Source organism: Actinoplanes couchii (assembly GCF_016862075.1).
In the GTDB taxonomy this organism is placed as follows: domain Bacteria; phylum Actinomycetota; class Actinomycetes; order Mycobacteriales; family Micromonosporaceae; genus Actinoplanes; species Actinoplanes couchii.
Genome location: NZ_BOMG01000006.1, coordinates 101,445 through 118,204, shown reverse-complemented (window position 1 = coordinate 118,204; position 16,760 = coordinate 101,445). Strand labels below are relative to the sequence as shown.

The 16,760-nt window shown below is 70.6% G+C and carries 14 protein-coding genes; 7 read left to right on the top strand and 7 right to left on the bottom strand.

Annotation, left to right across the window (positions count from 1 at the left end):
* Window positions 1-76 precede the first annotated feature (76 nt).
* Together Aco03nite_RS52535 and Aco03nite_RS52530 are read right to left on the bottom strand one after the other, a co-directional pair.
* Entirely contained in the window at window positions 77-538 is a 462-nt protein-coding gene (locus Aco03nite_RS52535; RefSeq protein WP_239144837.1) for a jacalin-like lectin, read from the bottom strand.
* A complete protein-coding gene (locus tag Aco03nite_RS52530; RefSeq protein WP_239144836.1) occupies window positions 538-1,377 on the bottom strand; it encodes an endonuclease/exonuclease/phosphatase family protein in 840 nt (279 codons plus the stop codon). The genes Aco03nite_RS52535 and Aco03nite_RS52530 overlap by 1 nt, the downstream gene beginning before the upstream one ends.
* A 115-nt stretch (window positions 1,378-1,492) precedes the next feature.
* On the opposite strand from Aco03nite_RS52530, the gene Aco03nite_RS01600 reads away from it, so the two are divergent.
* The 3 genes from Aco03nite_RS01600 (at window position 1,493) to Aco03nite_RS01590 (ending at window position 5,346) form a co-directional block, all read left to right on the top strand.
* Window positions 1,493-3,328, top strand: a complete 1,836-nt coding sequence (locus Aco03nite_RS01600) for a phosphatase PAP2 family protein (protein WP_239144835.1) — start codon at window positions 1,493-1,495, stop codon at window positions 3,326-3,328.
* A 346-nt stretch (window positions 3,329-3,674) separates the two neighbouring features.
* The gene (uppS, locus tag Aco03nite_RS01595) at window positions 3,675-4,502 is read left to right on the top strand and encodes a polyprenyl diphosphate synthase (RefSeq protein WP_239144834.1); all 828 of its coding nucleotides are present in this window, start codon (window positions 3,675-3,677) and stop codon (window positions 4,500-4,502) included.
* A 19-nt stretch (window positions 4,503-4,521) separates the two neighbouring features.
* Complete coding sequence (locus Aco03nite_RS01590) at window positions 4,522-5,346, top strand: MBL fold metallo-hydrolase (protein ID WP_203792745.1); 825 nt, start codon at window positions 4,522-4,524, stop codon at window positions 5,344-5,346.
* Here the strand turns inward: Aco03nite_RS01590 and Aco03nite_RS01585 are convergent.
* On the bottom strand, window positions 5,324-6,172 hold the full coding sequence (locus Aco03nite_RS01585; protein WP_239144833.1) for a helix-turn-helix transcriptional regulator: 849 nt from the start codon (window positions 6,170-6,172) through the stop codon (window positions 5,324-5,326). The two genes, Aco03nite_RS01590 and Aco03nite_RS01585, sit on opposite strands and share 23 nt — an antisense overlap.
* A 103-nt stretch (window positions 6,173-6,275) precedes the next feature.
* On the opposite strand from Aco03nite_RS01585, the gene Aco03nite_RS01580 reads away from it, so the two are divergent.
* Together Aco03nite_RS01580 and Aco03nite_RS01575 are read left to right on the top strand one after the other, a co-directional pair.
* Window positions 6,276-7,226: an SMP-30/gluconolactonase/LRE family protein gene (locus Aco03nite_RS01580; protein WP_203792743.1), complete on the top strand. Its 951-nt coding sequence runs from the start codon at window positions 6,276-6,278 to the stop codon at window positions 7,224-7,226.
* A gap of 19 nt (window positions 7,227-7,245) precedes the next feature.
* Complete coding sequence (locus Aco03nite_RS01575) at window positions 7,246-8,094, top strand: aldo/keto reductase (protein ID WP_203792742.1); 849 nt, start codon at window positions 7,246-7,248, stop codon at window positions 8,092-8,094.
* A gap of 71 nt (window positions 8,095-8,165) precedes the next feature.
* On the opposite strand, the gene Aco03nite_RS01570 is transcribed toward Aco03nite_RS01575, so the two are convergent.
* The gene (locus Aco03nite_RS01570) at window positions 8,166-11,522 is read right to left on the bottom strand and encodes a bifunctional proline dehydrogenase/L-glutamate gamma-semialdehyde dehydrogenase (protein ID WP_203792741.1); all 3,357 of its coding nucleotides are present in this window, start codon (window positions 11,520-11,522) and stop codon (window positions 8,166-8,168) included.
* A 102-nt stretch (window positions 11,523-11,624) separates the two neighbouring features.
* On the opposite strand from Aco03nite_RS01570, the gene Aco03nite_RS01565 reads away from it, so the two are divergent.
* Window positions 11,625-12,527, top strand: coding sequence for a LysR family transcriptional regulator (locus Aco03nite_RS01565; RefSeq protein WP_203792740.1), 903 nt, complete (start codon window positions 11,625-11,627; stop codon window positions 12,525-12,527).
* Between the two features lie 85 nt (window positions 12,528-12,612).
* Here Aco03nite_RS01565 and Aco03nite_RS01560 read toward each other — a convergent pair whose 3' ends face one another.
* Complete coding sequence (locus Aco03nite_RS01560) at window positions 12,613-13,989, bottom strand: alpha/beta hydrolase family protein (protein ID WP_239144832.1); 1,377 nt, start codon at window positions 13,987-13,989, stop codon at window positions 12,613-12,615.
* Window positions 13,990-14,033: 44 nt separating this feature from the next.
* Window positions 14,034-14,387: a DUF4406 domain-containing protein gene (locus Aco03nite_RS01555; protein ID WP_203792739.1), complete on the bottom strand. Its 354-nt coding sequence runs from the start codon at window positions 14,385-14,387 to the stop codon at window positions 14,034-14,036.
* 59 nt (window positions 14,388-14,446) lie between these two features.
* Here Aco03nite_RS01555 and Aco03nite_RS01550 point away from each other — a divergent pair, with 59 nt between their 5' ends.
* The gene (locus Aco03nite_RS01550; protein ID WP_203792738.1) at window positions 14,447-15,193 is read left to right on the top strand and encodes a DeoR/GlpR family DNA-binding transcription regulator; all 747 of its coding nucleotides are present in this window, start codon (window positions 14,447-14,449) and stop codon (window positions 15,191-15,193) included.
* 868 nt (window positions 15,194-16,061) lie between these two features.
* Here Aco03nite_RS01550 and Aco03nite_RS01545 read toward each other — a convergent pair.
* Window positions 16,062-16,340 (bottom strand): hypothetical protein, encoded by a 279-nt coding sequence (locus tag Aco03nite_RS01545; protein ID WP_203792737.1) that lies wholly within the window; start codon window positions 16,338-16,340, stop codon window positions 16,062-16,064.
* Window positions 16,341-16,760: the final 420 nt, after the last annotated feature.

The following is a 16,760-nucleotide window of genomic DNA, read 5'->3' as shown; positions in this document are numbered from 1 at the left end:
GCGCCTCCCGCGCTTCAAGATGCGGCACCCGGGTACCCGCCCGGGTGCCGTCGAACGCGGAAGTGAGACGTACGAGTCAGCGACGTGAGTAGATGAGTCCCAGTTTGTCGACCTCGTCCCCGGCGCGGCCGTGGAAACCGGCGATCTGGAAACCGGACGGGGCGGTGCGGGTCACGCAGTCCGAGGTGGTGGTGCCCCCGGCGACGGTGTTGCCGAGGTTGGTGGTGAAGCGGGCGTAGAAGATCCGGGTCCGGCTGTTGTACTGCGCCCGGCACAGGTAGGCGCTGGTGACGTACTCCCCGGAGGCGAGCGTGCGGGAGGTGGCCGTGCCGCCGGTGCCGCCGTGCGCCAGCGAACCGATGCTGACCGCGTCGAGGCGGGAACCGGCGCGCACCCCGACCGTGGCGGGGTTGCCGGAGACGGCGTCGACGTCGTTGAAGTAGTCGCCGTGCGGGCCGCCGAACTGCTCACTGAACGCGAAGTCGCTGTTCGTCGACCAGGTGAACGACGTGCTGATGGGGAAGTGGTCGGAGAGCATCAGCCCGTCCGCCGTACGGAAACCGCGTCTTCGTTCTTGTAGCTCGTGGCGTCGAGCGTGACGAAACGGCTGCCCCGGTAGAGGATCTTGTCGACCACCTCGCACGTGTCGGTGACCGCGGCCGGGTCGCAGACCAGGGCGTCCGCACCGGAGGCCGGCGGGCTGCCGGCCCGCTTCAGTTTCACCCAGGCGTCGGTCAGCCCGTTCGCCGCCACGAACGTGCGGATGGTGTCGGCGGCCCGGGTGTACCGGGTGTTGGTGTCACCCATCACCACCACCGCGTTGCCCTTCGAGTGGGTGCCGATGAACGCGGTCAGCTGGTTCAGGTTGTCGGCGCGGGACGTCTGGTCGCCGCTGCTGGTGCCGGCGTTGGTGTGCAGGTTGTAGAAGTCGACGTAGACGCCCTCGGCGAGCCGGTGCCGGGCGAAGGTGAAGCCCTTGGGGGTCAGGCAGTCACCGGAGTCGAGCTGGCAGGAGTTCCAGTCGCCGCGTTCGAAGTCGTCGGTGTCGTAGGCGTACTTCGACAGGGTGTTGAGCCCCGAGCCGATGCCGGCGCCGCCGCTGGTCGGGGTGCGGTGGGCGTGCGTGGTGTCGGCCGCGTACAGATGGGCGTGGTAGTTGAAGTCCTCCTGCACCTGCACGATGTCGAACGGGCCGAGGCGCTGGCCGATGGCGGTGTGCGCGGTCTGCCTGTCGACCTCGGCGCTGGAGATGATGTCGGGAAGACCGGCCACGTTGTACGTCAGGACGGAGAACGACCCGGCCGCGGCCTGTGCCGGGGTGGGTGCGAGAAGGAACGGGCTCGCCAGTGCGGCGAGGGCGATGAGAGCGCGCCTCATGGGGATGCCTTCCATCGATGGGGGTTACCGGACGGTAGCGATCGGCAACCCGGCGATGGAAGGCCTTTTGAAAATAATTCACATCCCTACAAGCGCGCGTTGGTGGAACCGTCGTGTGCCCCGTCGAGTCTCGCTGCTCGTGAACCTCAGCCGCCGCACTCTCCTGCTCGCCGGCGCCGCCGCCGGCGCTTCCGGCCTGGCCTCCCCCGCCCGGGCCGCTTCGGTCTCCCCCTCTTTTATTGACGCCTACCGGACCAACACCACGGCAAACCTCACTGCGGAGACCAACGCCGCCGTACGGATCCTGTCCGGTTTCCAGAAGGTGTGGAGCACCGGCACCGCCTGGAACAACGGCACCGTCCTGGACCAGGCGTTCCTGCGGGCCAACGTCCGGTACGTGGTGACCACGACCCGCAACCGCACCGCCGCCGAGGCGGCCCGGTCGTTCGTCGTGGACCGTCAGCACCAGAGCTACTCGGTGATCGCCGGCCTCGGCCCGCTCGCCGACGCCTACAAGGCCGGCGCGCTCGCCGTCACCGGCATCACCGCGGCGCCCGCCACCACGCCCGCGACCACGGTCAGCGACACGATCCCGGCCGGTGCGCCCGCCGGGTCCGCTCTCGGCGCTGGCTCCCCCACCTCCGAGCTGGGCACCATCGTCACGCTGGTGAACACGCTGCGCGGCAACTGGTCGTCCGGCAACCCGAGCAAGTTCGCGTTCCAGTACCCGCGGCCGTGGCGGATGACCGAGAACGGTCAGGTCATCGACACCGGCGCGATCGACGCGTTCGGTTTCCCGGTCTACCAGTCCGACGTGGTGGTCACGCCGACCCTGCTCCGGCAGCGCAGCACCACCCCCGCCGAGGACGGCGGCTACGTCTCCGGGCACACCAACGCGCTGTTCCTGGCCGCGCTCGCGTTCGCCTACGCGGTGCCGGAACGCTTCCAGGAGATGATCACCACCGCCTTCGACCTGGCACATACCCGGATCGTCACCGGCATGCACTCCCCCGCCGACGTGATCGGCGGCCGGATCCTCGGCACCGCGCTCGCCGCCGCCATCCTCAACGACCCGGCCAACGCGACACTCAAGGCCGAGGCGCGGGCGCAGGCGTCCACCTACTTCAAGGACCTGCTGCCGTACGCCCGGTCCGGCGCCGACCGCGACACCAACGCCCGCATCGTCGCGCCGAAGTTCACCTACGGCCTGCCGTCACGCCGCTCGAACCTCCGTTTCGAGGTGCCGCGGGGCGCCGAGGTGCTGCTGGAGACCCGTCTGCCCTACCTGGACGCCGCCCAGCGCCGCGAGGTCCTGCGCACCACCGGCCTGCCCGCCGGCAACCCGATCCTGGACGGCCCCGAACAGTGGGGCCACATCAACCTGTTCGCCGCCGCCGACGGTTACGGCGCGTTCGACCGGACGGTCGCCGTCAGCCTGGACGCCGCCGCGACCGGTCTCGCCGCCGCCGACGTGTGGCGCAACGACATCGAGGGCCGGGGCGGCCTGATCAAGCTGGGCACCGGCTCGCTGACGCTCACCGGGGACAACGACTACCGCGGCGGTACGACGGTGGCCGGCGGCACCCTGGTCGCCGCTTCGAAGTCGGCCCTGGGCACCGGCGATCTGACGGTCAGCGGCGGCACCCTGCACCTGACCGCGGCGAAGACCCACGTCAGCGGTTCGGCCCGACTCAGCTCCGGCAAACTGTCCCTGACGGTCCGCCCGCACGGAGCACCCCCGCTCACGGTGGGCGGCGAGGCCGTCATCGGCTCCGGCACGATCCTCGAGGTGGCGGTAGCCAAGAACGACAAGTACGACGCCCCGATCCCGGTCCTGAAGGCCCGCTGGGTACGAGGCCAGTTCGCCAGGGTCATCGTGACCACCCCCGGCTACCGAGCCACCCTGCACCACCAGGGCGACACGATCACCGTCCGCCTCCGCAAGGCCTGACCCAGCCCCGACATACCAACCACCCGGCCCGCGTCCCCACCAGGCGCGGGCCGGCCGGCGTCCCGGACGCGACCCGATCGGAATCCGGCCGATACCGCAACCAACCTCACGCTTTCTCGGGATGAACCTCCGGAGGCATTCGCGCAACGGTTGAACCGGCATCGCGTCGACGTTTCACGGAAGCACGTCATCAAAGCCCTGACCAGACCAGTCGTCGTCTTGATTGCCGCGCTGGTTCTGGAACGAGCGATCGGGAAGCCTTTTCCAGCTTCACTGTCGAGCAGTCCACGGAGACGTCGACCCGCCCTACGACGATGCGATGGGGTTCCGGGGCCGTGGAGATTTCGTGTGGGTCCTGTGTCGGTGGGGGCCGGTGGTGCTGGTGGGTGGTTCGCTGCGGGGCATGATGCGGATGGTCTACGCGTTCTATGCCCGGCGGCTGCGTCGGCAACTCGATCCGGCGGTGGTGCCCCGGCATGTGGCGATGGTGATGGACGGCAACCGGCGCTGGGCCCGCCGGATGGGGTTCGGTGATCCGTGGATCGGCCATCGGTACGGCGCTGAACACCTCGACGAGGTTATCGGCTGGTGTGCGGAGCGGGGCATCAGGCATGTCACGGTGTTCGTGGCCTCGGTCGACAACGTGCGTAAACGGGACTCCGGCGAGGTGGACAACCTGATGCGGATGATCGAGGACGTGGTGGCCGAGCGCCTGTCCCGCCCGGTGTCGGTGTGGCGGGTGCACGTCGCCGGCCGTCTGGACGTGCTGCCCGATTCGACCCGGCACGCGCTGAAGCTGGCCGCCGACGCCACCCGGGACTCGGCCACCGGTTTCCATCTGAACGTCGCGATCGGTTACGACGGCCGGGAGGAGATCGTCGACGCCGTCCGTGAGCTGCTCGAAGCCGAGTCCCGGGCCGGCTACGGCGTGGCCGACGCCGCCCGGCGCCTGACCGCCGACCGGATCGCCGCGCACCTCTACACCGGCGACCAGCCCGACCCCGATCTGGTGATCCGTACTTCCGGCGAGCACCGCACGTCAGGTTTCCTGCTGTGGCAGGCCGCCCATTCGGAGCTGTACTTCTGCGACGCCTTCTGGCCCGGCTTCCGGGAGATCGACTTTCTGCGGGCGCTGCGCTCGTACGCGGCCCGGAACCGCCGTTTCGGGGCCTGAGCGACTATCGTGGTCGTCGATGGACATCATGGCCGGCACCCTGGACGTCGAGTGGATCCACGGCGCCGCCTCGTCCCCGGCGATCCAGGTGCACGCCTACAACGAGCACACGTTCGTCCTGCGGCAGAGCAAGACCGTCGACTACGAGGGCCCGTTCCTGTTCCTGCTGTTCGGTGACGACCGCGCGCTGCTGCTGGACACCGGCGCCACCGCCGATCCGGTGTCGTTCCCGCTACGCCGCACCGTCGACGATCTGATCGGGTCCTGGCTGGCCGATCACCCGCGGGACGACTACCGGCTGCTGGTCCTGCACACCCACGACCACCGCGATCACCGGGCCGCCGACGCCCAGTTCGAGGGCCGGCCCGCAACGACGGTGGTGCCCGCCGCCCGTACCGCCGCGTGGGCTTATCTGGGTCTGACCGGGGAGATCGGGTCGGCGGTGCTGGAGCTGGGCGGCCGGGCGCTGGACTGCCTGGTCACGCCCGGTCACAACGAGGCGGCGGTGACCTTCTACGACCGGCTCACCGGGCTGCTGTTCACCGGGGACACCGTCTACCGGGGCCGGCTCTACATCGACGACTGGCCGGCGTTCCGGTCCAGCATCGACACGCTGGTCCGGTTCGCCGAGGAGAACCCGGTCACCCACGTCCTGGGTTGCCACATCGAGATGACCACCGAGCCGGGTGTCGACTACCCGATCGGCACCACGTTCCAGCCCGGCGAGCCGCCGCCGCAGATGACTCCCGGCCACCTGCGGGACATCCGGGCGGCTCTGATCGAAACCGGTCCGGCTCCCGGGCGCTACGTCTTCGCCGACTTCATCCTCTGTCACGACCGGTAGCCAGGGCGAGCAGCGCCAGCGCCTCGACTGACGGGGTGCCGGCCGGTGCCGTGCAGGTGACCAGGATCTGTTCCGGGCTGCTCAGCGACCGCAGCGACTGCTGGGTGGTGGTGAGGCGCCCCACCAGCGGATGGTGCAGCTCGTAGTCGGTGGTGGAGCACGCCTGGACACTGTGGTCGGCCCAGAGTGTGGCGAATTCGGCGCTGCGCATCGACAGCCGGCCGATGAGCGCGGCCAGCATCGTGTCGTCCGGGTGGCGCCCGGCGGTGAGGCGCAGGTTGCCGACGACGGCGCGGGCCTTGGCGGGCCAGTCGACGTAGAGATCCCGCTGGTGCGGGTCGGTGAAGACCATCTCGGCCATGTTGGGATGCGCGTCCCGGTCGGTGCCGAAACCCAGCAGGGCGTGCCCGGTGGTGTTCCAGGCGAGCACGTCGGTGCGGCGCCCGAGCACGATCGCCGGCACGTCACCGATCGCGGCGAGCAGGCCGGCCAGTGCCGGATCCACCTGCTCCGGCTCCGGCGGCCGGATCGCCCGCCGGGCGGGGCCGGTGCCGGCCAGGACGTGCAGGTGCGCGCGTTCGGCGTCGTTGAGCCGCAGCGCGCGGGCGATCGCGTCGAGGACCTCGGGCGAGGCGTTGCGGGACTGGCCCTGTTCGAGGCGGGTGTAGTAGGAGGCGCTCATCCCGGCCAGCAGCGCGAGTTCCTCCCGGCGCAGCCCGGTGACGCGGCGCCGGTCGCCGTACGTCGCCAGTCCGGCGTCCTCGGGGGTGACCCGGGCCCGCCACGCCTGCAGGACATCGCCCAGCGGCCACTCGTCGGTGTTCACGGGATCGAGTATGCGCGGCCTGCCCCGGCGGTGCCTGACCCTGCCAGGGGTAGCCACGACCAGGGCTGTTGCCGTACCGCGGACCGGGCGCAGTGTCGGACTCGTGAACATCACCCTGAACCGCCGGGCCCTGCTCGCCGCGGTGCTGGCCGGTGCCGGCGCCGTGGCCGCCGGTGCGCCCGCCGAAGCTTCCGTCCCCGCACCCGTCTCCGGCGTCCGTATCGCCGTTCACTTCGACCTGGCCGCCGGGCAGATGCCGGAGAACATCGTCCTGGACCGTGACGGCAGCGTCGACGTCACCTTCGCCGGCAGCCGTCAGGTGGCCCGGGTCGGCGCCGACGGCCGGATCCGTGTCCTGGCCACGCCGCCCGCACCCGCCGACCCGGCCGCGGTGACCCCGGCCCTCGGGTTCCCGCTGGTCACCGGCCTGGTCCGGGACGGCCGAACCTTCTACGTCGCCTATGCCACCGGCTCCACCGAGACCGGTGTCTGGACGTTCACCGAGGGCGGCCGGCCCCGGCAGCTCGCCGCGCTGCCCTCCGGCGGCCTGCCCAACGGCATGACCCGGGATCCGGCGAGCGGCCTGCTCTACGTGACCGATTCGGTCCAGGGCACCATCCACACCGTCTCGCCGCGGGGTGTGGTCCGCACGGTCAGTGCGGATCCGGCGCTGGCCGCGAACGGGCTGCTCGGTGTCAACGGCATCAAGATCCACAACCGGGCGGTGTACGTCTCCAACCTCGACGAGGGCACCATCCTGCGGCTGCCGTTCGGCGCCCGGGGACTCGGCCCGGCCCGGGTGGTGGCCACCGGCCTGACCGGCGTCGACGACTTCACCTTCACCGGCCACGGCGACGAGATCATCGCGACCCTCAACACCGCCGACCAGGTCGTACGGGTGACCGGGAACCGTACCGAGGTCCTGCTCACCGCCGCCGACGGCCTGTCCAACCCGACCTCGGTGGTGATCCGCGGCCGCACCCTGCTGGTGCCCAGCGCCGCCTACCTCACCCGGAACGACCCGAACCTGCTCGTCGCCACCCTGCGCCACTGATCCACGGAGAGAGAACACCATGACGAACAACGGCACCTTCACCATCGGCGGCGACCTGACCGTCAACCGGATCGGCTACGGCACGATGCAGATCGTCGGCCCCGGGTACTGGGGCGAGCCGCGCGACCGATCCGAGGCGATCGCGGTCCTGCGCCGGGCGGTCGAGCTCGGGGTGAACTTCATCGACACCGCCGACGCGTACGGCCCGTTCGTCGCCGAGGACCTGATCCGCGAGGCCCTGCACCCGTACCGCGACGACCTGGTCATCGCGACCAAGGGCGGCGTGCTGCGGACCGGCCCGGACGAGTGGCCGCCGCTGGGCCGCCCGGAATACCTGCGCCAGGCACTGGAGATGTCGCTGCGCCGCCTCGGCGTGGACCACGTCGACCTCTACCAGCTGCACCGGATCGACCCGGTGGTGCCGCTCGAGGACAGCCTCGGCGAACTGGCCCGGATGCAGAAGGAGGGCAAGATCCGGCACATCGGGCTCTCCGAGGTGAGCGTCGCCGAGATCGAGGCGGCCCGGCCGGTCGCCGACGTGGTCTCGGTGCAGAACATGTACAACCTGAGCGCGCGCGGCGCCGAGGACGTCCTCGAGCACACCCGTACCGCGGGAATGGCCTTCATCCCGTGGTTCCCGATGGCGACCGGTGAGCTGGCCCGGCCCGGTGGTGTCCTGGCCGCCGCGGCCGACCGGCACGGTGTCACCCCGGCACAGCTGGCCCTGTCCTGGCTGCTGCACCGCGCCCCGAACGTGATCCCGATCCCCGGCACCTCCCGGATCGCGCACCTGGAGGAGAACGTCGCGGCGGCGACCGTGTCACTGAGCCCCGCCGAGGTGGCGGAACTCACCGCCCTGGTCCGGTGATGCCACCGAACTGACACGACGACGCCCTCCGCGCCACGGGGGAAGCGCGGAGGGCGTCGGGCGGTACGAGGTCAGAGGACCTCGGCGGCCAGCGGGAGCGGGTTGCCGAACCGGTGGGCGGTGATGCTCACCGCCTGCTCGTGCAGGAACGGCAGCAGTTCCAGACGGCCGGCCTCGGTCACCGGGCCGGACCAGACGGCCACGTCCGGGCGGCCGTTCGTGGCGGCCGCCAGGGTGGTGGCGTCGCCGCCGATCAGGCGGATCCGGCCGGCCCGCACCGACGCCGCGAACGTGGCGTCGTCCTCCACCGTCGCGGACGGGTAGCGGGCGGCCAGCCGGTCCGGCAGCGGGGCCGCCGTGGAGACCCGGACATCGGCGCCGGTCAGCAGGGCCGCGGACAGCACCCGGACCAGGTCGGCCACCGAACCGCCGTCGGCCAGCCGGACCGTCGCCGGGGCCGGCAGGTAGCGGAACACGTTGCGTTCCACCTCCAGGGCCGAGACGTCGGCGGCGGTTCGGAAGTCGAAGGCGGCGTCGCTGCGGGCGGCGCGGTCCAGACCCGCGAACTCGATCTCGTCGACCACCGCCCGGGCGTCGGCCAGCAGGGCCCGTACACCAGGGTGGTCGATCTCGGTCTTGGTGGTGGCCGGGCGGGACGCCCACCCGGTGAGGCCGGTCAGGTAGTTGGGGCCGCCCGCCTTGGTGCCGGGACCGACCGCCGACTTCTTCCAGCCGCCGAACGGCTGCCGCCGCACGATGGCCCCGGTGATGCCCCGGTTGACGTACAGGTTGCCGGCCTGGATCCGGTCCAGCCAGGTGCGGATCTCGCCCGCGTCCAGCGAGTGCAGGCCGGAGGTCAGCCCGTACTCCACCTCGTTGACGATGTCGATCGCCTCGTCCAGGCTGCCGGCGATCATGATGCCGAGGATCGGGCCGAAGTACTCGACCCGGTGGTACTCCGAGCCGCGGCGGATGCCGTCGCGGATGCCCGGGCTCCACAGCTTGCCGCTGTCGTCCAGCTTGCGCGGCTCGAGCAGCCACTCCTCGCCGTCACCGAGTTTGGTGAGGCCGTCGAGGAGCTTGCCGGCGGCCGGTTCGACGAGCGGGCCCATCTTGGTCCGCGGGTCCGACGGGTAGCCGACGTCCAGCGACGACACCGCGTCCAGCAACTGGGTGCGGAACCGCTGCGAGCGGGCCACCGACCCGACCAGCACCACCAGGGACGCGGCCGAGCACTTCTGCCCGGCGTGCCCGAACGCGGAGGCGACCACGTCCTTGACCGCCAGGTCCAGGTCGGCGCTGGGGGTGACGATGATGGCGTTCTTGCCACTGGTCTCGGCCAGCAGCGGCAGGTCGGAACGGAACGAACGGAAGAGCTCGGCCGTCTCGTACGCCCCGGTCAGGATGACCCGGTCGACCAGCGGGTGCGCGATCAGTTCCCGGCCCAGCGTGCCCTCGTCGACCTGCAGCAGGGTGAGCAGGTCGGCGTCGGCGCCGGCCGCGGACAGCGCGTCCCGGATGATCCCGGCGAGCACGGTGCCGCAGCGTTCGGCCGGACCGGCCGGCTTGAGCACCACCGACGAGCCGGCGGCCAGGGCGGCCAGCACCGAACCGGCCGGGATCGCGACCGGGAAGTTCCACGGCGGCGTGACCAGGGTGAGCCGGGCCGGAACGGGGACGGCCCCGTCGACGTGGGCGAGTTCCCCGGCCAGTTCGGCGTAGTAGTGGGCGAAGTCGATCGCCTCGGACACCTCCGGGTCGGCCTGGTCGACGGTCTTGCCGGCCTCGGCGGCCATCACCTCGAGCAGGGTGGTCCGGTGGATCTCCAGGGCGTCACCGACGGCGTGCAGGACGGCCCGCCGGTCGGCGGCGCCCCAACTGGCGGCGGCCGCCTTCTCCAGCGCCTGGTCCAGGTGCTCCCGGTCGCCGATGCGGGGCAGGTCCAGGCCGAGCCGCGACGACTCCACCCGGGCGAGCAGGGTACGGACCTCGGTACGGTTGACGGCGACGGCCGGGTCGGTGTCCGGGGTGTTCACGAACAGGCCCGGCACACTGCGCGGGACGGCGGCGAACCGGTCGGGCACCCGGTGCGTGGTCGGCTCCGGACTCGTGGCGAGATCCCGCAGGGACGCCAGGAAACGGTCGCGCTCCCGGTCGAACAGCGCCTCGTTCGTGTGCAGCTCGAACACCGCGGACATGAAGTTGTCGGTGCTCGCGCCCTCTTCGAGACGGCGGATCAGGTACGCGATGGCCACGTCGAACTGCTCCGGGCGTACCACAGGCGTGTAGAGCAACAGACCGCCGACCTCGCGCCGGACCGCCTCGGCCTGGCCCTCGGCCATGCCGAGCAGCATCTCGAACTCGATGCCCGCGCGGACCCCGCGCTGACCGGCGAGGATCCACGCGTACGCGATGTCGAACAGGTTGTGCCCGGCCACGCCGAGGCGCACGTTGCCGATCCGGTCGGCCTGCAGCGCGTAGTCGAGGACCCGCTTGTAGTTGGCGTCGGTGTCCTGCTTGCTGTCGCAGGTGGCGACCGGCCAGCCGTGCAGTTCCGCCTCGACCCGCTCCATCGGCAGGTTCGCGCCCTTGACCAGGCGCACCTTGATGCCGGCGCCACCCTGCTCGCGGCGGGCCGCGGACCACTCCTGCAGCCGCCGCATCGCACCGAGCGCGTCCGGCAGGTAGGCCTGCAGCACGATGCCGGCTTCCAGGTTCAGCATGTCGGGCCGGTCGAGGAGCCTGGTGAAGACCGCGATCGTCAGATCGAGATCCTTGTACTCCTCCATGTCCAGGTTGACGAACTTGCCGGAGTTGGCGGCCAGCATGAACAGCGGCAGCAGCTTCTCGGCGATGTCCGAGACGGCCTCGTCGAACGCCCACGGGTTGTGCGGGGCGACCGCCGACGACACCTTGATCGACACGTAGTCGACGTCCGGCCGGGCCAGCAGCTTCTCGGTGCTCCGCAGCCGGTGGGTGGCCTCACCCTTGCCCAGGACGGCCTCGCCGAGCAGGTTGACGTTCAGGCGTACGTCCCGCTGCTTGATCTTCTTGATCGCCTTGCCCAGACGGGCGTCGGTGGCGTCGACGATCAGGTGCCCGACCATGTGGCGCAGCGCGCGGCGGGCGATCGGGACCACCACACCGGGCATCACCGGGGCGAGCGCGCCACCGGCCTTGACCGCGAGCCGCAGGTGGGCGGGAAGGAAACCGGGCACGTCCCGGGACAGGGCGCGCAGCGTGCGGGCGCTGACCCGCAGGTCCTCGGGGCGGATAACACCGTCGACAAAACCGACGGTGAACGCCAGGCCTTTCGGGTCGCGCAGCACAGCGGCGAGCTGCGCGGCCGAACCGCCGACCGGGACGTCCGCGGCCTCGCGCAGCCAGCGCCGGACAAGGGCGATCGTCTCTTCGGCGATCTCAGACATCGGGAACTCCTTCCGTTATGCGCAACAGTCTGAAGTCCTGCATCACCTTAGGAAAAGCGATGCTTTCTGAGCTATGTGGTTAAGTTGAGCTAACGTATTGCGGTGCTGGAGATCCGCCGTCTGATCCTGCTGCGCGAACTGGCCGTCCGCGGCACGATCGCCGCCGTCGCCGAAGCCCTCAACTTCACCCCGTCCGCCGTGTCCCAACAGCTCAGCCAGCTGGAACGGGAGACCGGCACCCAACTGTTGCGCAAAGCCGGGCGCCGGGTGCAGCTGACGCCGCAGGCCGAGGTTCTGGTCGCGTCGGTCGGCGAGGTCCTGGACACCCTGGAACGGGCCGAGGCCCGGTTGCAGGCCGCCGCGGCCACCGTCACCGGCCGGGTGCGGGTGGCCGTCTTCCAGTCGGCGGCGCTCGCCTTCATGCCCGCCACGCTGCGTGCCATGGCTTCCCTGTACCCCGATGTGCGGGTGGAGATGACCCAACGGGAGCCCGAAGAAGCACTTCGTGAGACATGGGCCCGCGACTTCGACATGGTGATCGCCGAGCAGTACCCGGCACACGCCGCCCCGCACCACCCCGGCCTGGACCGGCACGACCTGACCACCGACGCGATCCGGCTGGCCCTGCCCCCACCGCCGCAGTCCCTGCACCCGGTCGACTCCCTGGACACCGCCCGGCACATGCCGTGGGTGATGGAACCGCACGGCGCCGCGTCCCGGCACTTCGCCGAACAGGTGTGCCGCCGCGCCGGCTTCGAACCGGACGTCCGCTACGAGACCGCCGACCTGCAGGCCCACATGCGCCTGGTGGAGTCCGGCAACGCGGTCGCCCTGATCCCCGACCTGATCCGGGCCGGCCGCGGCACCACGGCCCGCCTGCTGGAACTGGACGGCGCCCCACACCGCACCATCTTCACCGCCCAGCGCCTCTCCGGCGCCGCCTCTCCGGCGGCCCGCGCCTTCCGCGAGATCCTGGCGCACACGGTCGACGGGTACGCCGCATGATCGGCACGGCAGATGGCGGTGGGTGCTGTCTGAGCGAGAACGGCGATGTCGTACGACCGGAAATGATCGTCCTCACCCGGGACCTCTACGAGAAGCCGGCCGGCATCGGCTTCGCCGCGCTCGACCCGGATCCCTGGCTTCGGCCGGTCGCCTGAGCCGGTGCGGGGCAGGGCGCGAACTGCGGTCTCGTCCCGACGGTGAAGCGGCAGCCGAAGTTCGGGTCGGCCACCGCGCGCCGGTCCAGGATCGGGTCGCCGGCCGGGCGGCGGCCGTGTTCGACCCAGGTGACCAGGTCGTCGAAGCCTCGGGTCAGCTCGGGGGCGGTGAAGCCGCAGTGCGCCACGTCGCGGATGGCGCGGGAGACGAACCGCGGTGAGGTCCGGGCGTACTCCTGCTCCATCGAGAACGGGACGAACAGGTCGCCGATGCCGTGCAGGGACAGCACCGGGATCGTCGCCCGGCCGCTGATCCGGGGGACGCCGTCGCGGGCGGTCGGGGCGATCCGCAGCACCGAGGCGTTCAGCTTCTTCTCCGTCTTGGTGAGCTGCCGCCGGTCGTCGATCTGGTAGACCGTGCGCCTGTTGTCGGTCAGGTTGCCGGAGGCGATGCCGGCCGTGCCGCCGCTCAGGCCGGGCCAGAGGCTGAACAGGAACGGCAGCTCGTTCTGCGAGGCGGCGTCCCAGTAGGCGAACGCTCCGTCGAAGCCGGGCCGTTCGCCGCCGCTGCGCCGTTCCAGCACGTCGGACCAGGTCGGCTTGTCCAGGGAAGCCCGGATCTGCGCCACCTGCGCCGCCCAGCGCGCCGGATAGCCGGCGCCCGGCCGCAGCGGGAACTCGATCCTCACCCCGGCCAGTGCCGCCGCCGTCACGTTCGCGTCCAGGAAGTAGTCGAACAGTTCGACGTCACCGAGGACCCCGCAGTACGGCATCGCCCCGGCGAACGCCCGCGGATACCTCTCGATCGCCACCGCCGTGACGTGCCCGCCCATCGACGCGCCGGAGATGTAGACCAGGCTCGGCCGGGCGATCTTCCGGAAGATCCCGAGCAGCGCGTACGTGTCGGTCACGCCCTGCCCCACGTCGTACCCGTTGGTCGCGTAGCTGGACGCCGCCCACGCGAATCCCCGGTCGATGTAGTGCTTGCGCAGGTCGGGGTTGCCCACGTACACCGTGGTCCCGGTGCCGCGGTAGCCGTGCGCGTAGACGACCAGCTTCCCGTTCCACTCCCGCGGCACCTCGATCCGATAGGCCGCGCCGTCCTTGATCCCGGTGTGCACCCGCGCCCCGTCGAGCGCGGTGAACGGTGTCCCGTCCGGATCGCAGTCCGGATCGGCGACGAGATAGCCCGGCTGGGTGGTGCTGGGCGTGGGTGCGGTGCACACCGGCGGGGCGGCGGCGGCCGGAGTGCCGACGAGGACCCCGGCGATCAGTGTGGCGACGAGTACGGCCCGGCGAACGATCATCGCGTCACCTCCGGGTAACACTCAACGGCCGCCGTCGATCCCTGTCAAGCGGCGGGAATCGATGCCACGTCGTAGTAGACGGGAATTCCACGTTTCTGCGCGATTGCCACGTCCTGGTCGGCGCCCTTCGACGCGCCGGGCAGTCGCAGCACCGCGCCGCAGAGCTCCAGCAGGCGCTCCGCGGTCGGGTACATGATCTGCTCGGCCACCGGGTCGGCAACGCTCGTGCCGCCCGCCCCGCGCAGCACCGGCAGCGCCACCCACTCACCGATCATCGGCACGTGGCCGGCCTGGAAGACCGGCCAGGCAGCCTCTTCGAGACGGCGCAGGTTGGCGTCGAGCAGGGCCGGGTCGTCCCCGGTCCCGGAACGGTAGGGTCCGGCGATCAGAATCATCATGCCGGTTACCGTACACTCAAGAACACGCAACAGTCGACAGCAATAAGGAGAAACAAGGAATGCTGGCCGCGGAGCGCCGAGATTTCCTGCTGACCCGGCTACAGGCCGACGGCAAGCTGGTGGCCAAGGAGATAGCCGCCGAGTTGGGCGCGGCGGAGGACAGCATCCGCCGGGACCTGCGCGAGATGGCCGCGGCGGGCCTGTGCCAGCGCGTCTACGGCGGCGCGTTGCCAATCTCCCCGGCGATCGCGGACTACGCCACCCGAACCGGAGTGGCGACAACGAGCAAGGAACGGGTGGCGGCCGCGGCGGCAGCCCTGATCCGCCCGGGCAGCACGGTCCTGCTCGACGGCGGCACCACAGCCCTGGCGGTCACGGCGGCCCTGCCCGCCGACCTGCGGGCGACCATCGTCACGCACAGCGTGACCGTGGCCGCCGCCCTGGTCAGCCACCCCACGGTCGACGTCTACGTGCTCGGCGGCCGCCTGTTCAAACACTCCGCCGTCACCTCGGGCGCGGCCGTAGCCGAAGCCGCCCGGGACATCACGGCAGACCTGTTCCTGCTGGGCGTGACAGGAGTCCACCACGAGGCCGGCCTGACCACCGGAGACCCCGACGAGGCGGCCATGAAACGCACCCTGGCAAGCCGGGCAGCCGAAACATACGTGCTGGCCAGCGAGGAGAAGATCGGAGCAGCCTCCCCGTTCCGGGTCCTACCGCCGGACCACGTCACCGCCATCATCACCGACGCGCCACCGGCTCATCCCGCCCTGAAAGACCTACCCCTGCTTTCGGTACGGACATAGCGGGATCCCGCACCGCCCGGCGGCAGGGAGCACTCCTCACCCTCGGCATCCAGCTCACGCGCCTCGGGCGGCGATCCGAGAGCCCGTCGCCGGCAAATGCCGTGGCACGGAGATCGTCTGCGGCCATGAGCCGACCGTCGACGCCAGGAAGCGATGCCACCGGAAGCGGGAGCGTGCGAAGCGCCCCGTGAAGTAGGTCGGTGTGACCAACCGGAGTCGGGGCTCTGCATACCTGGATATCCGGCCGTCCGACGGAATCGTCCCCGTGGGCTTTCGCCACCTGCCGCTCACCTCGGACGCCGAGTTGCTGTTGAACTTCGGGGACGAGTTCGATGCCTGCTGGCCGCTCCGGATTTCTGGTTGCTGATCTGCGGAAACGTATGCCATCCACCGGCCCGGACGGCGCGTGTGGAGGGTGCCACCACCGCCTCTGGCGGACGAGCACCCCGGCCACGTGTTCCCGGTGCCCGGGCACCGGCTCAACGCCGCCGAGACGGGCTCCGGCCGAACCTCATCAGCTTGTCCAGGACCTTGTGCGCGTCAGCCCGGCGCTTGTCGTCCGGGTGGATCGAGGCGATCAAAGCGATCATGCCAATCAACATCAAATAGGCGGCCGCTGCTGCGGCTGAACTGGTGAGAACAAGATCCATTGACATGGGCTGCTCGCCTCCCGACTGTCGGTGAACTCATTCTGGGCGTCACCTGGGGCTGAGTGCAAATTGCCCGTCTTGGCATGTCGCAATTGTGGCTCCAGCATGATCACCTCTCGGAACTCGGTCACACTCGGCGGCTGCGAGTGTGGTCAGTAACCGTGCGATTCGTGCAGCCGAAGCCATTCTGACGAACTCCGAGATTCTCCGGAAAATCATTACCGGAACAATTCCAGATCGGAGAAGTAATGGGCACGCGAGGCCGAATGACTGCGTTTCCGGCCTCCCTGGACATCGCGCTTTCCGAAGCGGATCGGTACCGGCTGGGAGTTCTTGCCGACCGTCGCGGTGACTCGCTGGCGGCTGTGGTCCGGGATCTGATCGACGAAGAATGGAGGCGGCAGGATGACCGCGAAGCACCGAAGGATGACCAGGCCGAAGGGCGACACGGCGCTGTCGAAGCTCCGGGAGACGACGACCGCGATCCAGGAGGTCAAGGGCTTTGACCGGGAGATGGCCAGCCCAGCGAACCGTACCGAGCTGGTGAAGCGATTCCCGGCTCCGGTGCACAATCCCGGAAGCTCAGGCGTATCCAGCCCGGGAGCCTTGCCTCAGGTCGGCCCGGCGGCTGTGGGCGCCGGTGACCGCGTAGTCCGGGCTCGGTCCACGCGGTCTCCCAGCCGTTGGCCTCGGCCGCGACGTGCGTCCGGCAGGTTTGGCCGGGTCCTCACCCCGCGATGTCCGGGGATGATTCTCCAGCCGGCGGGACAGGTGGTCGGGAGGGTTCAGCCTTTGATGGTGCGGGCGCGAGTCGCCGGGATTCCTGCGGCAACGGGAGGGACCACCGCATACGCCCGGCGGTCGCGGGTCGGTCTCGGGACGCGCGGACCTCGCGGGGACCGGGCAGAGCTGTGGTG